General features: G+C 66.2%; 22 protein-coding genes. 15 read left to right on the top strand and 7 right to left on the bottom strand.

Translation table 11 applies throughout. The annotated features are described in order from the left end of the window. Window positions 1-127 precede the first annotated feature (127 nt). The 3 genes from ACH34R_RS14615 to ACH34R_RS14605 all read right to left on the bottom strand — a co-directional run bounded on the left by ACH34R_RS14615 (window position 128) and on the right by ACH34R_RS14605 (window position 5,002). Complete coding sequence (locus ACH34R_RS14615) at window positions 128-1,639, bottom strand: trypsin-like serine peptidase (protein ID WP_397561937.1); 1,512 nt, start codon at window positions 1,637-1,639, stop codon at window positions 128-130. 419 nt (window positions 1,640-2,058) lie between these two features. Then, window positions 2,059-3,234 carry a trypsin-like serine peptidase gene (locus tag ACH34R_RS14610; protein ID WP_397561936.1) on the bottom strand — a complete coding sequence of 392 codons (1,176 nt, stop codon included), beginning with the start codon at window positions 3,232-3,234 and terminating at the stop codon, window positions 2,059-2,061. Window positions 3,235-3,514: 280 nt separating this feature from the next. Further along, complete coding sequence (locus ACH34R_RS14605) at window positions 3,515-5,002, bottom strand: trypsin-like serine peptidase (protein WP_397561935.1); 1,488 nt, start codon at window positions 5,000-5,002, stop codon at window positions 3,515-3,517. 320 nt (window positions 5,003-5,322) lie between these two features. On the opposite strand from ACH34R_RS14605, the gene ACH34R_RS14600 reads away from it, so the two are divergent. The 3 genes from ACH34R_RS14600 to ACH34R_RS14590 all read left to right on the top strand — a co-directional run bounded on the left by ACH34R_RS14600 (window position 5,323) and on the right by ACH34R_RS14590 (window position 7,303). Then, the gene (locus ACH34R_RS14600) at window positions 5,323-5,820 is read left to right on the top strand and encodes an SSI family serine proteinase inhibitor (RefSeq protein ID WP_397561934.1); all 498 of its coding nucleotides are present in this window, start codon (window positions 5,323-5,325) and stop codon (window positions 5,818-5,820) included. A 71-nt stretch (window positions 5,821-5,891) separates the two neighbouring features. Further along, window positions 5,892-6,935 (top strand): DUF2293 domain-containing protein, encoded by a 1,044-nt coding sequence (locus tag ACH34R_RS14595; RefSeq protein WP_397561933.1) that lies wholly within the window; start codon window positions 5,892-5,894, stop codon window positions 6,933-6,935. Continuing rightward, entirely contained in the window at window positions 6,932-7,303 is a 372-nt protein-coding gene (locus tag ACH34R_RS14590) for a VOC family protein (RefSeq protein ID WP_397561932.1), read from the top strand. Before ACH34R_RS14595 ends, ACH34R_RS14590 begins: the two co-directional genes overlap by 4 nt. 135 nt (window positions 7,304-7,438) lie before the next feature. On the opposite strand, the gene ACH34R_RS14585 is transcribed toward ACH34R_RS14590, so the two are convergent. Continuing rightward, entirely contained in the window at window positions 7,439-7,936 is a 498-nt protein-coding gene (locus ACH34R_RS14585) for a hypothetical protein (protein ID WP_397561931.1), read from the bottom strand. A gap of 382 nt (window positions 7,937-8,318) precedes the next feature. Between ACH34R_RS14585 and ACH34R_RS14580 the strand changes: the two genes are divergently transcribed. From ACH34R_RS14580 to ACH34R_RS14545, 8 genes are all read left to right on the top strand, one after another. Then, on the top strand, window positions 8,319-8,912 hold the full coding sequence (locus ACH34R_RS14580; RefSeq protein ID WP_397561930.1) for a hypothetical protein: 594 nt from the start codon (window positions 8,319-8,321) through the stop codon (window positions 8,910-8,912). 16 nt (window positions 8,913-8,928) lie between these two features. Continuing rightward, window positions 8,929-9,330, top strand: coding sequence for a hypothetical protein (locus tag ACH34R_RS14575; RefSeq protein ID WP_397561929.1), 402 nt, complete (start codon window positions 8,929-8,931; stop codon window positions 9,328-9,330). A gap of 279 nt (window positions 9,331-9,609) precedes the next feature. After that, a complete protein-coding gene (locus ACH34R_RS14570; RefSeq protein ID WP_397561928.1) occupies window positions 9,610-10,431 on the top strand; it encodes a phosphotransferase family protein in 822 nt (273 codons plus the stop codon). Between the two features lie 1,229 nt (window positions 10,432-11,660). Next, entirely contained in the window at window positions 11,661-11,957 is a 297-nt protein-coding gene (locus tag ACH34R_RS14565) for a ribbon-helix-helix protein, CopG family (RefSeq protein WP_397561927.1), read from the top strand. Next, the gene (locus ACH34R_RS14560) at window positions 11,944-12,372 is read left to right on the top strand and encodes a type II toxin-antitoxin system VapC family toxin (RefSeq protein ID WP_397561926.1); all 429 of its coding nucleotides are present in this window, start codon (window positions 11,944-11,946) and stop codon (window positions 12,370-12,372) included. The genes ACH34R_RS14565 and ACH34R_RS14560 overlap by 14 nt, the downstream gene beginning before the upstream one ends. A 64-nt stretch (window positions 12,373-12,436) precedes the next feature. Beyond that, complete coding sequence (locus ACH34R_RS14555) at window positions 12,437-13,330, top strand: hypothetical protein (RefSeq protein WP_397561925.1); 894 nt, start codon at window positions 12,437-12,439, stop codon at window positions 13,328-13,330. A 462-nt stretch (window positions 13,331-13,792) separates the two neighbouring features. Beyond that, window positions 13,793-13,993, top strand: coding sequence for a response regulator transcription factor (locus ACH34R_RS14550; RefSeq protein ID WP_397561924.1), 201 nt, complete (start codon window positions 13,793-13,795; stop codon window positions 13,991-13,993). Between the two features lie 68 nt (window positions 13,994-14,061). Beyond that, window positions 14,062-15,018: a zinc-binding dehydrogenase gene (locus ACH34R_RS14545; RefSeq protein WP_397561923.1), complete on the top strand. Its 957-nt coding sequence runs from the start codon at window positions 14,062-14,064 to the stop codon at window positions 15,016-15,018. Window positions 15,019-16,023: 1,005 nt separating this feature from the next. Here the strand turns inward: ACH34R_RS14545 and ACH34R_RS14540 are convergent. From ACH34R_RS14540 to ACH34R_RS14530, 3 genes are all read right to left on the bottom strand, one after another. Further along, window positions 16,024-16,809 (bottom strand): PadR family transcriptional regulator, encoded by a 786-nt coding sequence (locus tag ACH34R_RS14540; protein WP_397561922.1) that lies wholly within the window; start codon window positions 16,807-16,809, stop codon window positions 16,024-16,026. Beyond that, entirely contained in the window at window positions 16,806-17,756 is a 951-nt protein-coding gene (locus tag ACH34R_RS14535; protein ID WP_397561921.1) for a DUF4097 family beta strand repeat-containing protein, read from the bottom strand. Before ACH34R_RS14535 ends, ACH34R_RS14540 begins: the two co-directional genes overlap by 4 nt. 124 nt (window positions 17,757-17,880) lie before the next feature. Next, window positions 17,881-18,060 (bottom strand): DUF6104 family protein, encoded by a 180-nt coding sequence (locus ACH34R_RS14530; RefSeq protein WP_111171859.1) that lies wholly within the window; start codon window positions 18,058-18,060, stop codon window positions 17,881-17,883. Between the two features lie 215 nt (window positions 18,061-18,275). On the opposite strand from ACH34R_RS14530, the gene ACH34R_RS14525 reads away from it, so the two are divergent. The 4 genes from ACH34R_RS14525 to ACH34R_RS14510 all read left to right on the top strand — a co-directional run bounded on the left by ACH34R_RS14525 (window position 18,276) and on the right by ACH34R_RS14510 (window position 20,054). Continuing rightward, entirely contained in the window at window positions 18,276-18,500 is a 225-nt protein-coding gene (locus ACH34R_RS14525; protein WP_397561920.1) for a hypothetical protein, read from the top strand. Between the two features lie 172 nt (window positions 18,501-18,672). Beyond that, entirely contained in the window at window positions 18,673-18,849 is a 177-nt protein-coding gene (locus ACH34R_RS14520; protein ID WP_158558342.1) for a hypothetical protein, read from the top strand. A 27-nt stretch (window positions 18,850-18,876) separates the two neighbouring features. Next, window positions 18,877-19,488, top strand: coding sequence for a TIGR00645 family protein (locus tag ACH34R_RS14515; RefSeq protein ID WP_233508493.1), 612 nt, complete (start codon window positions 18,877-18,879; stop codon window positions 19,486-19,488). Then, the gene (locus ACH34R_RS14510) at window positions 19,485-20,054 is read left to right on the top strand and encodes a hypothetical protein (protein ID WP_397561919.1); all 570 of its coding nucleotides are present in this window, start codon (window positions 19,485-19,487) and stop codon (window positions 20,052-20,054) included. Before ACH34R_RS14515 ends, ACH34R_RS14510 begins: the two co-directional genes overlap by 4 nt. The last annotated feature ends 106 nt before the right edge of the window (window positions 20,055-20,160 follow it).

The following is a 20,160-nucleotide window of genomic DNA, read 5'->3' as shown; positions in this document are numbered from 1 at the left end:
CTGGTCACAGTGCCGTGCGCGAGTAAAGAGGGGAAAACGGCACGAGGCCCGGCTGGAAGCCGGGCCTCGTGGTGAAGCGCGATGAGTTCGGGAGGGTTAGTCCCGCGCTCTGATGAGCCTCAGAAGACTACTTGAGGGCCTCACCGTTCGGGCCAACGATCTTGCCCGACCACTGGTTGGCGGCGTAGGCGTAGATCTGCTGGGTCTCACCGTCGAAGTACGGCGAGGTCAGGGTGTCGTAGCGGCCGTTCTTGTCCTGGTCGGACACGAGGGACGCAACACCGTTGACGTAACCGATGCGCTTGCTGTTGCTGTACTTGATCAGCCAAGGACCACCGGAGACGCCGGGCGTCATGGCGCACTTGATCCAGATGTGCTCCTCAGCCTTGAACGCCGGGGCCTGGTAGACCTTGCCGCTCGGCTTCTTGCTGTAGCACCACTTCTGGGTGACACCGGTGTACGGCTTGTCGCCGTCCGGGTGCGGGCCGGCGGGGTAGCCGAACACGAAGACCGGCTGACCCGGCTTCTGGTTCCAGGCGAAGCCCTGGCCACCGACGTTGTCGCCGAGGCGGCCACGGTTGACGACGCCACCGATGAAGTACACCGCAGTGTAGTACTTCTTGGCGGTGCCGGGCTTGACCCACTGCTGCACGTAGTAGTGCGTGATGGTGTAGTTGCCCTTGCCGTCAGTTTCCTTCTTGCCCGGGCCGTTGTAGGCCTTGTACTCGGTCTCGGTGACCGACTCGACAACCGGCTCGCCGAGCTTGTTGCCGTTGCCCTTGCCGACCTTGGCGGCCTTGTACTCGGCCTCGGTGACTTCCTTCTTGGTCAGCACGGCGCCGGGGTAGTCGGGGCCCACCACGTCGTCCGCGGTGTTCTTGCCCTCGGCCCAGCACTCACCAAGGTTGAGCTTGCACTTCTTGTACTCTTCCTTGGTGATTTCCTTCTTGTCGGTCCACTTGTCGCCGGACCACTTGTCGTACTCTTCCTTGGTGACTTCCTTCTGGCCAGCAAGGGAGATGCCGTCGTAGACGGTGACGAACGCGTAGTCGCGGTCGAAGTCCTCGAAGTTGGCGAAGTCGTAGTGGGTGTGAGCGGTCTTACCCACGTACACGCCCCAGGTGGCCTTGCCCTGGTGGTAGCCGGGGACGAAGACCCACTTGTCGAGGACGTCACCGTTGGTCGCGGTGTCGTAGACACAGTGACCGGCGGTCGCAACCAGGTTGCGGTACTTGGCGTCGATCGAGGTCGCCGAGCACCAGGCCAGGCCGCCGCCGCTCGTCTGGAAGAACACCTTGCCGACGGTCTTCGGCAGGTTGATGTTCTTGACGATCTGCGGGGTGACCTTCTTGTAGCCGGTGGGCGGCACGAGGCCGGCCTTGCCGTCGTCACCAGCGGAGCCACCGATGGTCAGCTTCGGAGCTGCGTTGGAGTCCCACTTGTACTGCTGGGCAGCCTTCAGGGTCGCGCCATTGGCGTCGAGCCAGAACTTGGCCACGGAATACGCCTGGGTGGCGCTGGCCATGTTGTCGCTGGCCTTCTTAGGCGCGGCGTTGGCAGTGGAGGCGCTGGCCAGACCGGCAGCCAGCAGACCGGTGGCCAGAATGGCGCCACCGGCCGGGAGGAGGATGCGCTTCAAGGTGACTCCTTGCGCTGTCGTGGAACGCTTCTTGCGTCCCATGCGTCAGTAAAGGGATAGCCAGGAACATACAGTGCTGATCTTGAGCGCGGGTAGCCGTTTGGGGGGAAAGATCGGCACATGGCGGGGCGTGACCTTTTCGTGATGTTTATGCGTGCGAAGCGTGCAGGGCGGCCCCTCGGTGCGCCGGAGTCGTTTCCGCAGATCACCATAAGGTTGGTGTTAGTGTGACCAAAGTGGCTCGCGTCCCCCGATACGGTGCGTAACCGGACTACTGTGACGCAGATCACATATCAAAAATGGCACCGATTCGGCGCGGCTTACGTCTAACGGCCCCAAACGGGCGAGGCCCCGGCGAATCGCCGGGGCCTCGTGTCACGTCCGAGTCGGACAAACACCACCAAATCGCCTACTCTGCGTCACCCTGTCTTCAGGCCGGCCACGTAGCCGTAGACGGCCCGCACGTGTGGGCCGAAGTAGGACGAGGAGATGTGATCGTTCTTCCCGTCCACCTTGCGGTTCCAACTGAGGCTGTTGATCCCCACGAGCAGACCGGCGCCCCTGCTCGCGCTGTAGGACGCCAGCCACGGCCCGCCGCTCGCGCCGGCGGTGAAGTCGCAGTCCTTGATGGCGATGCCGTGTTCCAACTGATATGTGGGCGACTTGACGGCCGAGGTCAGCCCGGAGCACGTCTTGAGCGTGTGCCCGTTGTACGGCTTGCTGCCGTCCGGCTGGGGCCCTCCGGGATACCCGAAGGCCGTGGCATTGACCGCCACCGGCCTGCCGGTCGTGATGCCCTGCCCGCCCACGTTGTCCTGCAACAGGCCCATGTCGACACGACGGAAGGTGGGCTGCCCCTTCGCGTCCTTCCCCTGCTGCCACTTGAAGCCGCGATGGACGGTCACGAACGCGTAGTCGTAGTCGTAGTCGCCCTGGCTGTACTTGATGTCCAGAGCGACCGTGTGGCCGACGTAGATGCCGGCCTCATGCGAGCCCTGCCGGTAGGCGGGCACGAAGATCCAGTTTTCCATCGGCTCGTTGGTGCGCAGGTCGAACGCGCAGTGCGCGGCCGTGGCCACCAGGCTGCGGTTCTTGGCTCGTACGGCCGACGCCGAGCACCAGTAGTCCTTGCCGCCGGAACGGAAGTAGACCTTGCCGACCGTCGCCGGCCGGACACTCGTCACGCCGCTTTTTGCCGGTGCGGCGGGGGCGACCGTCCAGGGCAGCACGCGGGCCGTACCGCTCGAACCGCCCGCGCGGGCGGGCCCGGCGTTCGACGCGGTGGTGGGAAGGCCGCTCATGGCCTTTGCGGCGGCCTCACCGGCTGACGCTGAACTCGGGGAGGAGACCTTGGGATCGGCGGTCTTGGGCGTCGAGTCATCGGCGCGCTTGAGCCGGTCGGGCTTCCAGTACTCCTCGACCTTCTCCGCCGCACCGGCCGTCGTCGCCATCTTCCCCGAGAGCACGCTCTCCGGGATCGAGCCGTACGACGTGACCGTGGCGTGCGCGATCCCCTGACTGGTGGGCACGACCAGTGCGCCCGCGGCTGCGAGGCCGCCGAGCGCGGTCATGAGCCGCCGGGCGTGGGGGGACATTGAGCCGGGCCTTTCTGCTGTCGTGGGGGGCGACGAAAGCTTTCTCGAATGATTGTTCCAGATCATCGGGATATGGGGCGGGCCATCCCGGCGACCTGCTAGGAGGTGCTGTGCGTCAAGTGTGCCGACGGGCGGGTAAGTGCCGTGTCAGCGGTCGTGCATGAGCCCGGGTGTACCCACCGGGCGGGGGTCTCTGTATGAGGATGCAGGATCAGGGGCCGAATAGGCAACGAAGGGGCCCGGTGTGAACCGAGCCCCTTCGCCGTCACCTGAGTGATCCTCAGCTTCCGAGCTTGCCGGTCCAGAGGTTCGCGGCGTACTTGTAGATGCTGTTGGTGTCACCATCGAAGTACGGCGAGGAGATGCGGTCGTACCGCCGGTTGCCGTCGGTGTCGAGGGTGAGGCTCACGACACCGTTGATGTAACCGACCCGCTTGCTGCTCTTGTACTGCAAGACCAGCGGCCCGCCGCTGCTGCCGGGAGTGAAGGCGCACTTGATCGCGACCTGCTCCTCGACCTTGTACTTCGACACCCGCGGGGCCGGGTAGGTCTTGTTGTAGCACCACTTCATGGTCTCGCCGGAGTAGACCTTGTCACCGTCGGCGTGGGCCGCCGTCGGGTAACCGAAGGCGAAGACCTTCTTGTAGAGCTTCTGGTTCCAGGCGAAGCCCTGGCCACCGACGTTGTCACCGAGGCGACCGGCGTCGTCGATGATGTTGATCCAGAAGGTCTCACGGTAGAACTTCTTGGCCGTGCCCGGCTTGTACCACCGCTGCACGTAGAAGTGCGTGATCGTGTAGTTGCCGGACTTGTCGATCTTCTTGGTGCCCGGGCCCTTGTACGCGTCGTACTCGGTCTTGGTCACGTTCTCGACGAAGGGCTCGCCGTACTTGTTGCCGTTGCCCTTGCCGACCTTGGCCTTCTTGTAGGTCTCCTCGTTGACCTCTTCCTTCTTCAGGACGGCGCCCGGGTAGTCGGGGCCGACCACGTCATCGGGCGTGTCCTTGCCCTCCGCGTAGCAGGAGCCGAGGTTCAGCACGCACTTGCGGTACTCCTCGCGCGTGATCTCCTCACGCTTGGTCTCCTTGCTGCCCTTCCACTTGTCGTACTCGTTCTTGCTGACCTGCTTCTGGCGGACCTGCTTGATGCCGTTGTAGACGTTGACGAAGGCGTAGTCCTTGTCGTAGTCCTCGTAGACGTCGAAGTCGTAGTGCGTGTGCACCTTCGCGCCGACGTAGACACCGAACGGGGCCTTGCCCTGGTGGTAGGCCGGGATGAACACGAAGTTCGAGACCGGCTTGTTCTTGTCGGTGTCGTATACGCAGTGACCAGCGGTCGCGACGAGGTTGCGGTACTTCGACTGGATCGAGCTACCGGAGCACCAGTACGGCTTGCCGTCCACCTCAAAGAACACCTTGCCGACCGTGGTCGGCAGGTTGAGGTTCTTGGACTTGCCGACGGACCGGCTGCTACGGCTGGTCGGCGCGATGAGGCCGGCCTTGCCGTCGGGAGACGCCTTCCGGGTGCCGGCGGTGGAGAGCTTCTTGGAGTGCTGAGTCGAGTCCTCCAGGTAGCTCTTCGCCGCCTTCAGCTTGCTGGGCGTCCAGGTGCCGGCGATGGCCTTGGCGTCCCCGAAGGACGAAGAAAGACTGCGGCTCTTTCTGTCGGGAGCGGCCTCTGCCGTGCTTGACAGCGACGCGCCGACCACCGAGGTGGCGATGATCGCGCCACCGAGCGGGAGAACCAGGCGCTTGGCTCGGGTGTTCATCTAGCTCCTTCTCAGTTCGTCGTACGGCGGCGCCTGAGGGTGTGTGCGGCGCGCCGTACGTCGTTGGTCACGGGCTTGACAAGGCAGGCCCATGGCCGCGTAAAGAGACAGGAGAAGACCGTAGCCGCCTGATCTTGCCCGAACGACCCTAAATCGGTACAAAGGAAGGGACCGTTACTGTTTCGTTACCAAAGTCGTGGAACCGGATGGGCGGCCAGTGCGTCGGATTTAGCCAATTCCTGGGGTGTCGGTCACGCCGTGACCAGGGCGGATAGGGGAGTCTGAGCGCGCACTCGACGTGAGCCGATAACGGGGGATCGATGCGAAGCCTTATCCGCCTGGCCGCCATGGGCCCGGCCGTACTGCTCGGGGCGGCGCTCGCCGCCGCGCCCGCGACAACCGCCAATGCCGCCACGCCGGCGGACGGTCACCCGTCCGCCCGCTACATCCTGCCCGATGACCTGGACGGACCCTGGCCGGAGCCGCCGATCTACAGCACCGGCGGCAGGTCGCTGGTCCTCACCATCAATGACGGCTACTCCACCTCCCCCTACGGACGCCAGGTCTATCTGGTCTGCTCGCCGGTGCAGAACAGCACCCATCCGTACGCCTGGAGCGCCTGCAACCAGCTCGCCCGGGCCCGTGGTGACGTCGAGGAAGTCCGCGCGTTCACACCGTGGTTCGGCTGCAGCCGCCTCTACCGCCCGGTGACGGTCACCGCCAACGGATGGTGGGACGGCGACTACATCCGGTACCAGAGGACCTTCGACAACACGTGCTCGCTGCGCGAGCGCACCGGATCCATCTTCCGGTTCTGACCTGACCGAAACCTGGGAGGGGCTTGGGCGAACACGGCCCAGGCCCCTTGATCGTTTGGCAGTCTGGTGGGGTGAGCCGGCCGAGCCTGGCGCGCAGGGTCGCGGACGCGGCCGAAGGCGCGCTCAACCGTCAGAAGTACGTGTCCTTGATCGATGTCCTGGGCGGACTGCGCTGGTTGCGCTCACGGGACGTCGATGTCTGGCGCCAGGGGCGGGTGACGTCATTGGAGGAGTTGACGCCGGTCGACGGCGACCGGCTGCATGACGTTCTCGATCTGCTGCGCCGCTGGTCGGAACAGAAGGGCCTCGCGCCCGTCGAGACCTCTTACATAGCGGCCAGCCGTGATCGCCGGGAGCTCCGGTTCCTGTCTTCCGGCGAGGCGGATGTGGAACGCGCCTGCCGTACCCATTGGGCGTCCCCTGACCTCAGTGACCGGCGACGTAACAGTATGATCAAAATCCCCGACCTGGTGGTCGTCGAACCCCTTGAGCCATGGGCCTGCGCCAAGTGCGGCGACACCGGCCCCTTCCTGATCATGGAGGACTCCGCACCGCACTGCCTGACTTGTACGGACATGGACCACCTGGTCTTCCTTCCCTCCGGCAACGCCGCCCTGAGCCGCCGGGCCAAGAAGGAGAGCGGCCTCGCCGCCGTCGTGGTCCAGTACAACCGCCGGCGCAAGCTTTACCAGCGCCGCGGCGTCCTGATCGAGGAGGCCGCCCTGGCCCGCGCCGAAGACCAGTGCCTGGCCGACGAAGAGGTACGGCAACGCCGCCGCGAACGCGACCGCATACGGCGATCGGAGGAAGACGTCGAATTCGCGGGCCGCATGTCCGCCGAAATCCAGCGCCTCTTCCCGGGTTGCCCGCCTGTTCGCGCTTCGGAGATCGCCACCCACGCCGGCCTTCGGGGAAGCGGCCGAGTCGGCCGCACAGCGGCAGCCCGCGCCCTGGACGCAGAAGCGATCACACTGGCGGTGATCGCCTCCATTCGGCACCTGGACACCGACTATGACAAGTTGCTGATGTCAGGGACACCACGAATGACGGCCCGCGAGATCATCCGCCCGGTCCTCGACCGGAAGCTCGCCGATTTCAGAGGAGAGGGTTCGTGACGGGGACCGTGCAGTGCGTCGTTCTCGACTGCGCCGACGTACTTGAGCTGGCCGAGTTCTACCGGCACCTGCTCGGCGGCGAGATCAACAAGCCCGACCCCCGCTGGTCCCTGGACGACGACTGGGCCACCCTCCACCTCCCCAGCGGCCTGGTCCTGTGCTTCCAACGAGTCCCCGACCACCGCCCACCCATCTGGGGCGACCCCGCCCGCCCGCAGCAGTTCCACCTGGACATCGGCGTCCCCGACTTGGAGCAGGCCGCCCGTGCGGCCGAGTCCTCAGGCGCGACCCTCCTGGACGACACCCACCCATGGCACATCTACGCCGATCCGGCCGGCCACCCCTTCTGCCTGCTGCACGAAAAGTAGGCCGGTTCTCACTGCGGAAGGCTTCAGGAGCGGCCACAAGCCGGATGACGGCTGGAAGGAAGCATACCGACATCGGACACCGATGATCGGAAGGGTTTCGTGCCATATTTTGCAATAGATGGCCTGTGGCGTTGGTCATATGATGAGCTCGATCGTCTTTTGCGTCGTCAATAGTGCGTATACTTTCTGTCCTTTTACATCCTTTATCAGGGTGATCGCCCCTGCCTCGACAGGGACAAGGTCGTCCTCGGTCGCCTCCTTCCGAGTAGGGGGCCTCCATTGGTGTGCTTTCATCGTGTCGACCGCTTCTTCCAGGTCCACCTCGGCGGCCAGGCTCATGTAAAGCCTGGACGATTCGGGCAAGTCGGATGAACCTGGATCGGGCGGGTCGCAGCCGGCGCCCTCGTACCGCTCTACGGTCACCCACTCCCTTGGCAGCGAGTCGTTTATTGCGCCCGCCAGCACGGCGAGCTGCTTTTTTGAATTGAATCCACAGAAAGCGGAGCAGCCCTCGGCCGCCAAATATAGGAGCGCCGTCATGAGGATCCCGATAACGACTGCAAGAAACGATGCCAGTCCAAGATTGGTCGTTATGCGCGCGGTGCGGCTCTTTTTTCCGCTAAAACGTGCCATGCTTGTCCGGCCCAATCTCACTCAATATCATTGGAGAACCGCCGGTCGTAGGGTTGCCGGCTGCCTCCAAGGATGGCTGCTCATTGCGAGGAACCGTCGAAGTCGAGTCAGCGGTTTCTGCCCCAAGCATAGCCGCGTTGATCATTCTCCTGCCCACTGTGCTCAATGCTCCGCACCTGATTGCCGGACTCGTCATACGCGCTCGCTCACACAGTGCGAGCTTGCTGTGACCTTGGTGTGACCTTGGTGTGATCGCGCTGCCACCGGGCGGCGCCGCGCGTCGCGCCGGGCCTGCTGGGCCGAAATCCAGTTGTGGTGGTGGCTGTGGCGGAGTTTCCATGGAAGCGCGAGGCAGGTGATGCCATAAGGAACGGGTGGTCAGGTGACGGTGGGGAAGCGGTTGAGGCCCAGGGCGGCGCAGGATGTCGGGGAGCGGTTGAAGCTCCGGTGGCAGGTCGTGCGGGCCGATGGGCGAGAGTTCACCGTGCTGACGTTGCGGCCTGGGATGGACGTGCGCTTTTCCACTAACCGGCACCATGAGACATGGCATCTGCTGTCGGATCTGCGGGGAGCACGGCTGGGCGAGCGGTTGTTGTGGGGGTTGCCGTACCAGCGGAGGCCCGGGACGGTGATCGTCCCCGATCGGCCACAGCCTGTACCCGTCGCGCTCGTTCCCGCGCACTTGACGACCATGACCGTGCAGGCGGCACGGGATTTGCGGTGGGCGTTGGGTGCGGCTCCCTCGCAGGGGCCGATCATTTTCCGGGCCGGGCCGGAGAAACTGCGACGGTGGGCGCGGGCCGTTCATCCGCTTGGAGAGCGCATGTACCACGGCAGCGAGCAGGTTTTCCTCGATCCCCACCGCCGCGAGGTGCCGGCCTGCCGGGATGTGAGTTCGATGGGCCCGGACGAGCTGTGGTCGCTGATCTGGGGCAGGGCGGACATGGCTCTTGCTCGTGCAGCCCGCTCCGGCTGAAGAATGAATGCAACATATGAAATGGTTCACGCCCGCTTTCGCGGGTGAGATGGATCTAGGTGAATGCCGGCGTGTCGTCGAGGAGTACCAGGTTCATCTAGCGGCCATACTGCGCGGCGCGCCGCGGGAGATCCGCGAGTTCGCCAACGCGGCGAGCCTCCATGACAGCCTGGTACGGAGGTTCAGCGCCGGCCCCGATGCCGTGGAGATGAGCGTTCGGCTCGAGAGCCGCCTGCTGGACATGGAGTTCAGGAACGCGCGCGCCATCCCGGCCGTATTGCGCGGTGATACGGAGATCCTCTATGAGGAACTGGACCGGATGGCGGACGCGTACGAGATCCGGCTCCTGATGGGCGACCTCAGCGAAATGTCGATCATTTTTGATTCGTTGCGGTGGATGCTGCGTCCAGCGGCGTGACCCGGTGCGCGGTCTTGCGGCCCATGCCGGTCAGGTTGAGGGCGATGGCCCGGTGGGCTCTGCCGTACGGCCGGTGAATAGCAAATCACCTCGATCAGGCTCACTCAGACATGGGAACAGGGGAACTAGCCCGCCATCGTGGAGACGACCTGGCCTGAGCCCATCGATCGCGAAGGTTCAGTGCGGGGGCCGGAGCTGCATGCCGGCCACTCACCATCTGCGGGAGCATCCGGGCCGTCGCCGCAGGATGAGACTTGCACGGAAAGCTAGCATGCGAGAGTGACCGAGGTAATCAAGACGCTGGTCGGGCGGCATCTGCCAGGGTATGTGGTCCGGTCGGTGGAGAAACTGGGGGAAGGGCTCGACAACCTCGCCTACGAGGTCAACGGGAGTCTGATCGTTCGCAGCAGTAAGGAAGTCGACCCCGAAATGACCCGGCGCGAGGTCGAGGTGCTGCGGGTGATCGCGGAATGCGGCACATTGCCGGTCCCGGAAGTCGTGTTCGCCGATGCCGAGGCGGGGGTCATCGCGTACGGCAAGCTCCCCGGAACACCCCTTCAGACCGCGCCGGCCACTGACGCCAAGAAGCTGGCCCCTCCCTTGGGCGAATTCCTGGGAAGCGTCCATCGGGCGGCGGTTTCGGTACCGGAAGACGTTGGCCCACTGACGGAATGGCTGGCCGAGGCGGTGGAGAACTACGAGGTGGTCGCCGGCCGTATACCGACGTCCGCCCGCCGTACCGTCGAACGTTTCCTGAACGACGCGCCGCCCGCCGAGCCGGAGAAACTGGTGTTCTGCCACAACGACCTGGGCAGTGAGCACATCCTCGTCGATGGCGACACGATCACCGGAGTGATCGACTGGACGGACGCGGCGGTCACCGATCCCGCTGTGGACTTCGCCCTGATATTTCGGGACCTGGGGCCCGAGGCGTTCGAGCTGAGCCTGGCTCATTATCCGGACGAGATCGCCAGGGACCGGGCGTTGTTCTACGCGCGCTGCGCGTTGCTTGAGGACATGGCCTACGGGATGCGCAACCCTACGGCCCGGCGCTACGAGGAGCTTGGCCTGCGCCACCTGGAGTGGACCTTCTCCGGTTGATCCGGATGCGCCTGGCCCGGATTTCGGCAGACGCTGGTCGTCATGGTGGAGAGGGTGATCGTTCGGCATTGTTCCCGCCGCGCCCGGCTACGCGCATGCCGCCGTGGTCGAAGCGGGGCGGCGGCCGGCGTTCATCGCAGGGGCGTGCCACTGGGCGCCGGCGGAAGGCTCGTGAAAGAAGGGGATTTCGCTGCCCAGACCCGGCAGGTGATCGCCAACCTGGTAGCGGCATTGGCGGAGGCAGCGGCTGGCTTGCCCCATGCGGTGGCCTCGACGATGTACGCCGTATCGCCCGACCCAGGCCGTTGAGCAAGGCATGGGAGATCGTGCACGTGTCCGGGCTGGGGGTGTCCTGCTTGGGTTACCCCCAGACAACTCGTCGAGATCACCACGGTCGCCGACCGTTCGCAGGCCGAGATCACGAACTGTCCATGTTCGCGAACTCGGAGTTCACCAGATCCTCAGCAAGAACTTGCGCTCGGTGGAGGCAGGGCTGGGGCGACGGCCGCAGTGGACTAGCTGGAAGCCTGGCGCGCCCGCGCGTTGAGCGCCGTGAATGCGTATCTGTCCAGCCGGTGGTCTCGACTTCGCCCGTCGGCCCACCAGTACGATGCTGGCCGGGAAGCAGCGAGCAGGCCGAGCGCCCGAGGGCCGTCGGCGGCTGGCCCCACGGCCTTCATGTCGTCCTGGCGTCGATGGTTGGGATCGTCTCGTCCGTGGTCGACCTTGGGCGGGTTCTCAGAACATCCGAACGGTATGGGTCTTTGCTGGTAGGAGCTGGGCCAGTGCTGGTGTACCCACCGCTCGGCATCGGGCCTGCGGGCAGTGGCCCCGCCGGCAGCGGCGGGGCGTTCACATTTGCCGACCAGCTCCGCCGGCCGGGGACGGCGGGCGATCGGTTCTCTTGTTGTGAGTCGTCACGCTAGGGGCGGCTTCTTCCGAGACGGCGTGGTGACTTCAACTGTGAGCGACGGCATCCCGCTCGTACATGCCGAGGCGCTATGAGTCCGTATCGGGCGATGTGGGCATAGGGGCGGGGTCGCCTTGATCCCATCGAAGGCGGGATCCGCCGGGATGGAGAGCCTGATCTCGTCGCTGACGAGGCGTGGTCCGTTAGAGGATTGGTCGTCGACCAGGCGATGGCGTTCCTTTAGACTTGCACCACCTTGCGTGGTCGATCCATTACTTTTCGTGTTGACATCATGATGTCGCGCTGGCATGCTTGCGGCATGCGAAGGACAACCTTCCGTCTTGATGACTCGCTTCTGGACGAGGCGAAGGCATACGCGGCGGAGCACGGACGCAGCCTCAACTCGGTGATGGAGGACGCCTTACGACAACTGCTCAACCGTGCGGCTCACGACGATGAGCGGCTTCGAGTGGTGCTGCCGCTCTCGCACGCGGTGCCCGGGCATCAGCCATGGCTGTCCGCCCGGCTGGCCGCTGGCGAGGGCTGGGGACAGGTGATGGATTCGCTGGAGACGGAGAAGGTCGTCGAGAGGGTGACCGGCGATGCGGCTCCCTGATACCGAGGTGCTGGTCAACGCCTTCCGGCCGGAGGTCGAGTGCCACGCTGAGTTCCGTGCGTTTATCGATGAGATGGTCAACGGAGAGGAGACCTATGCCATTAGTGACCTGGTGGTCAACAGCTTTCTAAGGATCGTCACCGACCAGCGGATCTACAAGGATCCCGACCCGGTCGGCGACGCGCTGAAGTTCGCGGCCGTGGTGCGCAATCAGCCACGGGCGGTGGTGGTGGCGCCCGGGCGGCGGCACTGGGAGATATTCGAGCGGCTGTGCCGGGAGACGGACGCATCGGGCAAGGCGGTTCCGGACGCCTACCTTGCCGCTCTCGCCATCGAGCATGGTTGTGAATTCGTGACCTGTGATGCTGATTTCGCCCAATTCAAGGGGTTGCGTATGCGGCACCCCCTGAACTGAACTTACGTTACGGGCACCCGCCACCCAGGCGCGTGCCGTACCTGTGACGAGGTGGCCGAGGCACGTGGTCGGCGGCGGCCGGAATGACATCATCGAGACGGGATCGCGTTCGCGTTGGGGCGGCCTGATCGTCGCCGGGGCGCTCCTCGTCCTGGTGGGTATTCCGGTGGTCGGGGTCATCAAAAGCCGGGGCGAAGCCGAGCCGCCACTTCCGCGAACGACGCTGACATCGCCCACGTCGGCCGGCCCCACAAGGGAATACCGGCCCAACTACCTGGTCCCCGACTCGAAGACCGACGACGGGCGCAAGGTGGTCGAAGTCACCTTCCCCGACGGCACCCGGGCCCGCCTCAGCTATCCCGCCGGCCTCGACATGGCCGAGTTCGGGGTGAGGCCGGTGATCGGCGTACGTGTGGAAAAGGCTGGAAGACTGTACCGGCTGGTCGCCCCGCTTCCCGGCGAAAGTGAGGCAGAGGCCGGGCAGGACATGCTGCGTAGCCTCACCTCGAACGTGAGCCTGTGGGCGAAGAGCCCCGTCCGGGGCCGCGGCTACATCATGATGTTCGACTTCGGGTCGTGGTCGATGGCGCTCAGCGACCCAGTCCGCGGCGGGCCGACGTTCGACCAGCGGATGGATCTCGCCAAGCGCATTCGAGGAAAGGTGGATAAGAAGGGATATTTGGTTTTGCGCGCCAGCGGGCCGGTTGAACTGGCCCGGCCCGGCGACCTGCTGGGGAGCATCACGCTGGGCCCGCAACTGTGGTTCGGCGGTGGCACACGCCCACTGATCGTCCTCGCACCGGTCCCGAAGTGCGGCGATGACCTACCGGTTCCGCCCTCGGTGGGCGCGCGCCGCTACAACGCGATCGACTGTAAGGGCGGCGTCATGGTGGCTGTCGCGGCCAGCGATGGCTATACCGACCGCCTGCTACGCGGCTTGCGCATCGAACTCCTCTGAGCGGTTTGCGGAGCAGCTCACCCGCGAACGCTTCGCCAATCCGGTCGGTGGAGTTGGGTCGCCCTAGACCGTGCCGAGCGGAGCTGGAGATGCGTACCGCGACTGCGTGAACGTGATGCCAGCACCACCGTTCCCGCGGAAGGCGGACACGCCCACTCGGTCTCCTCCCTTTGGGCTCTTGGTCGCTGTCAGGTATTTCGATCCTGTCGGAGGGGGTGTGGTAGCCGTTGCGGGAGTTGACCCGCTCGGTGCTGCGTTCCCCGTAGGGGGCTCCGCGGCGGGCATCGGCGTCGGCCGACATCAACGCCTCGGCCATCCGGGCTATCTGACCCGGGCGCTGGACACCGGGGTGGCCGGGTTCGTGGTCAAGGATGCCCCCGCCGCCGAACTGGCCGACGCTGTACGCCGGGTCATGAACGGCGAGCGCGTGATCGACCCCAAGTCGCCGTCACCGCGCTGCGGGTGGGCCCCAACCCGTTCACCGCGCGGGAGAGAGACGTGCTGCGGGAGGCGCTGGACGGGGCGACGGTGGCCGATATGGCCCGCAGACTGTTCCTGACCGAGGGCACGGTACGCAACTATCTGTCGTCGGCGATCGGGAAGGTCGGCGCACGCAACCGTACCGAGGCGGGTAGGGCCGCTGAGTTCCGCGGCTGGGTGTGACGTGCGGTGGAGCGGGGCCTGTGGGGGTGGGACCGAGCGAAGGGGGATGTCCTGGGTAGGGTGCGGCCATGTTCGCCGTTACAGCCACGCAGACCGATCCCGACAATCCGCTCGCTGGGCTGACGCTCGGCGAGCATCCCGACCCCAAGGCCCCGGACGGGTGGACGACGGTCACCGTCAAGGCGGCCTCACTGAATCACCATGACCTCTGGACGCTGAAGGGAGTGGGGATCAGTCAGGACCGTCTGCCGATCGTGCTCGGCTGCGACGCGGCCGGCCTGGATGAGGACGGCAACGAGGTCATCGTGCACGCGGTGGTCGGCTCGGGGGCGGACGAGACGCTCGACCCGAAGCGGTCTCTGCTCTCCGAAGTACACGATGGGACGTTCGCCGAGCGGGTCGCGGTACCCCGGCGAAACCTCGTGCCCAAGCCGGCCGCCCTTTCCTTTGCCGAGGCGGCGTGCCTGCCCACCGCCTGGCTGACCGCGTACCGGATGCTGTTCTCCAGGTCGGGCCTCGAACCGGGTGCGACCGTGCTGGTACAGGGCGCGGGCGGGGGCGTCGCCACGGCGCTGATCGCGCTCGGCCGGGCGGGCGGTTACCGGGTGTGGGCCACCAGCCGGTCGCAGGAGAAGCGGGAGCGCGCTCTCCAGCTCGGCGCGGAGCAGGCGTTCGAGACCGGGGCCAGGCTTCCGGAACGCGTGGACGCGGTCATGGAGACCGTCGGCCAGGCCACTTGGTCGCACTCGCTGAAGTCGCTACGGCCGGGGGGCCGGATCGTCGTTTCTGGCGCGACCAGCGGTTATGCCCCGTCCGCCGAGCTGAACCGGGTGTTCTTCCTGCAGCTTTCCGTGGTCGGGTCCACCATGGGCGACCGTGACCAGCTCGCCCGGCTGGCCACGTTCCTGGAGCAGACCGGAGTGCGGCCGGTGATCGACCGGACGATGCCGCTCGCCGACGCCCGCGATGGGTTCGCGGCCATGGCGGCGGGTGACCTGTTCGGCAAGATTGTGTTCACCGTGTGAGGCTTCACGGCATGAGGCGTGGGCGGGCATGATCGGTCAGGCCGTGATGGGCCCGCCGGGCGGGTCACGCGCGGGCTTGGCCGGTCGCCGTTGGAAGTATGGCGGGGCTGGGGGCCAGGATGGTGGTTGTGGCGCTGGGCTTGTGGCTGTCGTGGTGAACGCTGTAGTCGTTGATCGCTTGGTGGCTGGTGTGGCGAGATCGTGTTCGCGGTGTGGGGCGTGGGGTGGTCTGATCGCCTGCGTGGGCTTGGTTGGTCGCGGTTGGATGTGCGGCGGGATAGTTGTCTGTGGTGCTGGGCTTGTGGCTGGCGGGGTGAACGCTGTAGTCGTTGATCGCTTGGTGGCCGGTTTGGCGAGAGCGCGTTTATCGGGCGTGGGGTGGTCTGATCGGTCAGGCCGTGATGGGTGGGTTACGCGCGGGCTTGGTCGGTCGCGGTTGGCCGTATGGCGGGATAGTCGCCTGCGGTGCCAGGCTTGTGGCTGCCGGGGCGAACGCCGTGTTGCTCGCTGACTGGCTGGCGCTCTGTTCGGTGAGATCGTGTTAGGCGTGGGCTGGACTGATCGGTCGGGGTGCTGGCTTGGCCGGTCACAGTTGGGTGTACGGCGGGGCTGGGGGCGGGATGGCTGGTTGTGGTGCTGATGCTGGGGCGAATGCCGTGTTGCTCGGCGGTCGCCTGGTGCCCGTGCCGTGCCGTACGCATCCGCGCACGGATGGCACGGGTGTTGCCCGCGGCCTGAGCGGCTTCAGCCTGCTGGGCTCGTGCTGCGCCGGTGGCGCATTCCTGCTGCTGGGTTCGTATCGCTTCTGCGGTTTATGGCTTTTGCCGGATGCGGGCTGCGCCGGTAGATCATCCGTTCTGCCGGGCTCGTACTGCGCTGGCGGCTCATGCCTCTCGCTGAATTCATTCCGCGGCTGTGGCTCGTCGTGCAGGTGGTGGGCGGGGGTGCTGGGGCTGGGAGGGAAGGCGGAGCCGAGGATCGGCAGGCGGAGGCTTCCGAAGGTCATCATCGGAGGATGTCGCGGATTCGGGCGCTCGCCTCGATGAGGATGGCGCGGCACTGCTCGACCGTGGCCTCTGACAGGGGTGCGTTGGAGGCGTCCTGCCGTACGTGGGCGACGAAGTCGGCGAGTGCGTCGCCCAGCTCGCCGTCGAGGTCGGCTTGCCGGCCCGGGTCCTGGACTCCGCCGAAGGAGGTCCACACGTCGCTCCAGATGCCGCGCCACTCGCTGGTCCAGCGTTCGCTCTCGTCGCGGAGGTTGCGCGCCTGCCTGCGCCACTGCTCGCTGTGCTCCTTGGCCAGCCGCTGCCACTCCCGCTGCTGTTCGTGCTGCAGGCGCTTCCACTCGGCCTTCTGCCGGGCCGCCCGCCCGCGGCCGTCGTCCATCCCCGCGGTGGTCTCTTTGCGCACGTCGCGCGCCATCTGCGTGAGCTCCTCGCGCAGTGACTTGACCGTGTCGCGGACGTCTTCCTTGACCTCTCTGGCGATGTCACGCACGGAGCGGGAGATCTCTACCTCCAGGTCGGCGATCTCGTCCATCCGGGCGGCGAGTTCGGCCCTGCCCTTGTCGGTCAGCGAGAAGACCTTCTTGCCCTCGATGACCTCGTGGGTGACCAGGCCCTCGTCTTCCAGCCGGGCGAGACGCGGGTAGATCGTGCCAGGGGAGGGGGAGTAGACGCCGAGGAAGCGATCCTGCAGCAGCCGGATCACCTCATAGCCGTGGCGCGGGCTCTCCTCCAGGAGCTTCAGCAGGTAGAGCCGGAGTCTGCCGTGGCCGAAGACGGGACTCATCGTGCGTCCGCCTCGCCTTCCTTGTTCTTGGTGGTACGGGGATCAGTGGTGGCGTCGTGCAGATCGTCGAGATCGTCGACGTCGTCGAGGAGGTCGCCGGTCAGGAAGTCTCCCCGGATGAAGTCGTCGGCGCCGGACTTGTCGCGCGCCAGCAGGGCGACGTCTCCGGAGACCGTGGTCGCCGACAGCGACGCCATGCCGCCGCCGAGCCTGCCCCGCAACGACTTGGGCATCGGCATTGGCAGCGGGAAGTCACTCTGGCTCTCGCGGAGCTCGGGGAAGCCGCTGTCCAGGCGGCCGGAGGTGGTCCGCAGGGCCACGTCGGTGTCGACGTCGCGCGGGAGGCGTACGACGATCGGGGCCGAGATGCTGTTCAGTGTGACGTGGCCGGTCGGCGCGAGGTCGAGGTCGGCGGTGATCCGGCCGCTGACGGTCTTGGCCCGCAGCCGGCGCGGACGCCCGTCGGCGACGGTCAGCTCTCCGGAGACGCTGGTGAACGACAGGTCGCCGGTGAGGGTGCGGCTCTCCACATCGCCGGAGACCGTCTCCGCGTGGATGTCGCCGCTCACTCCGTCGAGCACGATCTCACCCGAGACGCTCTTCACGCTGGTGCGGTGCTCGAAGCCCGCCACCAGCGCCGAGGCCGAGACGACCCCGGCCTGTACCGGGCAGTCGCGCGGCACGGTGATCGTCAACTGGGCGACCCGCTTGTTCGGTCGCAGCCAGCCGAGCAGGCCGTCCCAGGTGAGGTCCTTGTAGGCGATGGTGAGCGTGCCGTCGTCGTCGTGGGTGACGGTCAACGGCGGATCACCCACCTGGCTCACGTCCAGGCTGGGCGGGCCCTCGCTGGCCAGCACCGACAGCCGACCGGCCACGATCCATACGTTCACCTTGCTGACCGGGCCGAAGGTCAGTTGCTCCGGCCCATCGATGGTCCACCTTGGCATGGCCCGCTGCACCCTTCTCGCGTCACATCCCTTGTAAGAGACACGATATGTCGCGTCTGCCAAAAGTCAAGATGTATCGCGTCTTCGGGTCGAAGTGGCCGCTGGTCGCCGACCGTGTGACGGGCTACTCGTCCTCGTCGTCGTCCAGCCGTGCCAGCCAGGTCGCCAGGCGCTCGACCGGGATCTCGAAGTCGGGATTGAGGTCGACGAACTCCCGCAGCCGCTCGGCCAGCCAGGTCACGCTGACCTCTTCCTCTCCGCGGCGCTCCACGAGCTCCTCGATGCCCCGATCGGTGAAGTACATCGCCCTCCTTGCCGTTCGTGCCGTGTGCCCGATCCGGGGGTGACGGCCCGTTAATCAGCACCAAAAGTAGCAGTTGACGGCTCTGTCGAGATAAATGGGTTTGCCTGCTGTGAACGGGGAATCGGATCGTACCAAATCTAGGACGCAACGTTATCGAGCACTTACCCTGGGTAATGCAAGTAGAGGCGTTCATTCCATGATCCAGGAGGTTCGACATGCGCCCCATTGCCCGAATGTTCACCATAGCCGCCCTCGCCGGCGGCCTGCTCGCCGCCGGCTCGGCCGCCTCGGTCGCCTCCGCGGCCATCAATCCCTCTGACCTGCTCAACTGCGCGCTGACCGGCGCCACAGACCTGTCGACCGTCGCGACCGATCCCGCCGCCCTCACCGGCGCACCGGCGGAGGCGCCGCTGGTGAGTTGCCTGAACCCCGCTCCCTGAGCCGAATTAACGAGAACGGGCCGCCGGGTGGCGACACCCGGCGGCCTTTCCTGCCATGAATTCCGGCTGCTTTTGTAGAAGAAAATTCAGTCATTTACTCAAGGTTTCGGGCGGCACTTGACCGGATACCTAGCGTGACAGCCCCTTCCCGTTACGTAGTACAAGGAGTCGCGTGAACATTCGAGCAGTGATCGTCGGTGCCGCGGCCACGGCGACCCTCGCCGTCGCCGCGATCGCCCCCGCCCCCGCCGCCCACGCCCAGCCCCGGGTGAGCGATCCGGTCGGCTGGTTGATCTTCGACGTTCTCGTCGAGCAGCCCACCATCTACGTCATCCCGCCACCGAAGTAGGGGTCTGTGGTGCCCTCCCTCCACCCGGTGCCGAGCGCACCGAACTCACAGGAAACGCCGACGAGCCGGCTGGGCTACTTCATGTTCCTCAGCCGATGGATTCAGGCCCCGCTCTACCTTGGTCTCATCGTCGCGCAGGTGGTCTACGTCTGGCGCTTCATGGTGGAGCTCAAACACCTGATCGTGCTGGGTTTCGGCGGCAAGGCCGCGGAGACCACCATCATGCTGATCGTCCTCGCCCTGGTCGACGTCGTGATGATCTCCAACCTGCTCATCATGGTGATCATCGGCGGCTATGAGACCTTCGTCTCCCGGCTGCGCATCGAGGGACACCCGGACCAGCCCCAGTGGCTGTCCCACGTCAACGCCAACGTGCTCAAGGTCAAGCTGGCCATGGCGATCATCGGCATCTCTTCCATCCACCTGTTGCAGATATTCATCAACGCCGGCCGTCCGGCCGTCACCGATAGGGAACTTCTATGGAAGACGCTCATCCACCTGACATTCATTCTTTCGGCGGTCGCGCTGGCCCTGATCGACAGGTTCATGCAGGGCGGACGGCCCCAGCACGCGGGCAACCGCGCCATGGGCAACGTCACGGAGCAGCCGAGCACTGCTCAGGACCGGCGCATCGCGTGATCCGGCTGGGAGCGGCGGCCTGGGGGCTCGCTCTCGCGGGCGTACTGGCCCTGGCGGCGCCGGCGTCGGCTGCCACGTACCAGGCTCAGGCCCCGCAGCCCCGGGTCCTCCGCCTCACGCCCCCGCCCGCGTCGGCCTCCCCGGCCGACCCGGCGGACCCGGCGGACCCGGCGGCAAAGCCCGCCACCGCACCGGCGCCCGCGGCCGATCCGGCCGCGTCCGTACCGGGGTCGGCGACCCCGGGGGCCGGTACGACCGGCACTGCCCCAGAGCCGGCGACTCCGGGGGCCGGTACGGCGGGGAGCGCCCCGGCGGCCGAAGCGCCCAAGGCGGCGGAACCGGCCGCGGGAGCCGAGGCGGCAGAGCCTGCGGAGGCACCGGAGGCGGCGCGGGCCGTACCGGCGGCTCCGCGCCCGTCGCTCATCGGCGACGTGGTGATCTTCAATGACGAGATCGTGGAACCGGTGTCGCTCCCGGTCACCACCTGCGGAGGAGTCGTGGCCGTGCTCAGTCGCCAGAAGCAGTCCTGCGACGGCGCCTCCCGCGTCTCCGACGACGACGCCTGAGACCGCGCCGGCCGGCCCCGCGCGATGACAGCCCCCGCCCCGCGCGGGGCCGGCCCGGCGCCCCAGCGGTCCACGACCGCTCATCGGTCCTCGACGCTACGAACAA

This window comes from Spongiactinospora sp. 9N601 (assembly GCF_044326295.1).
In the GTDB taxonomy this organism is placed as follows: Bacteria; Actinomycetota; Actinomycetes; order Streptosporangiales; family Streptosporangiaceae; genus Spongiactinospora; species Spongiactinospora gelatinilytica.
The sequence above is the reverse complement of the archived record's forward strand: the minus strand, read 5'-3'. Positions and strand labels throughout refer to the sequence as shown.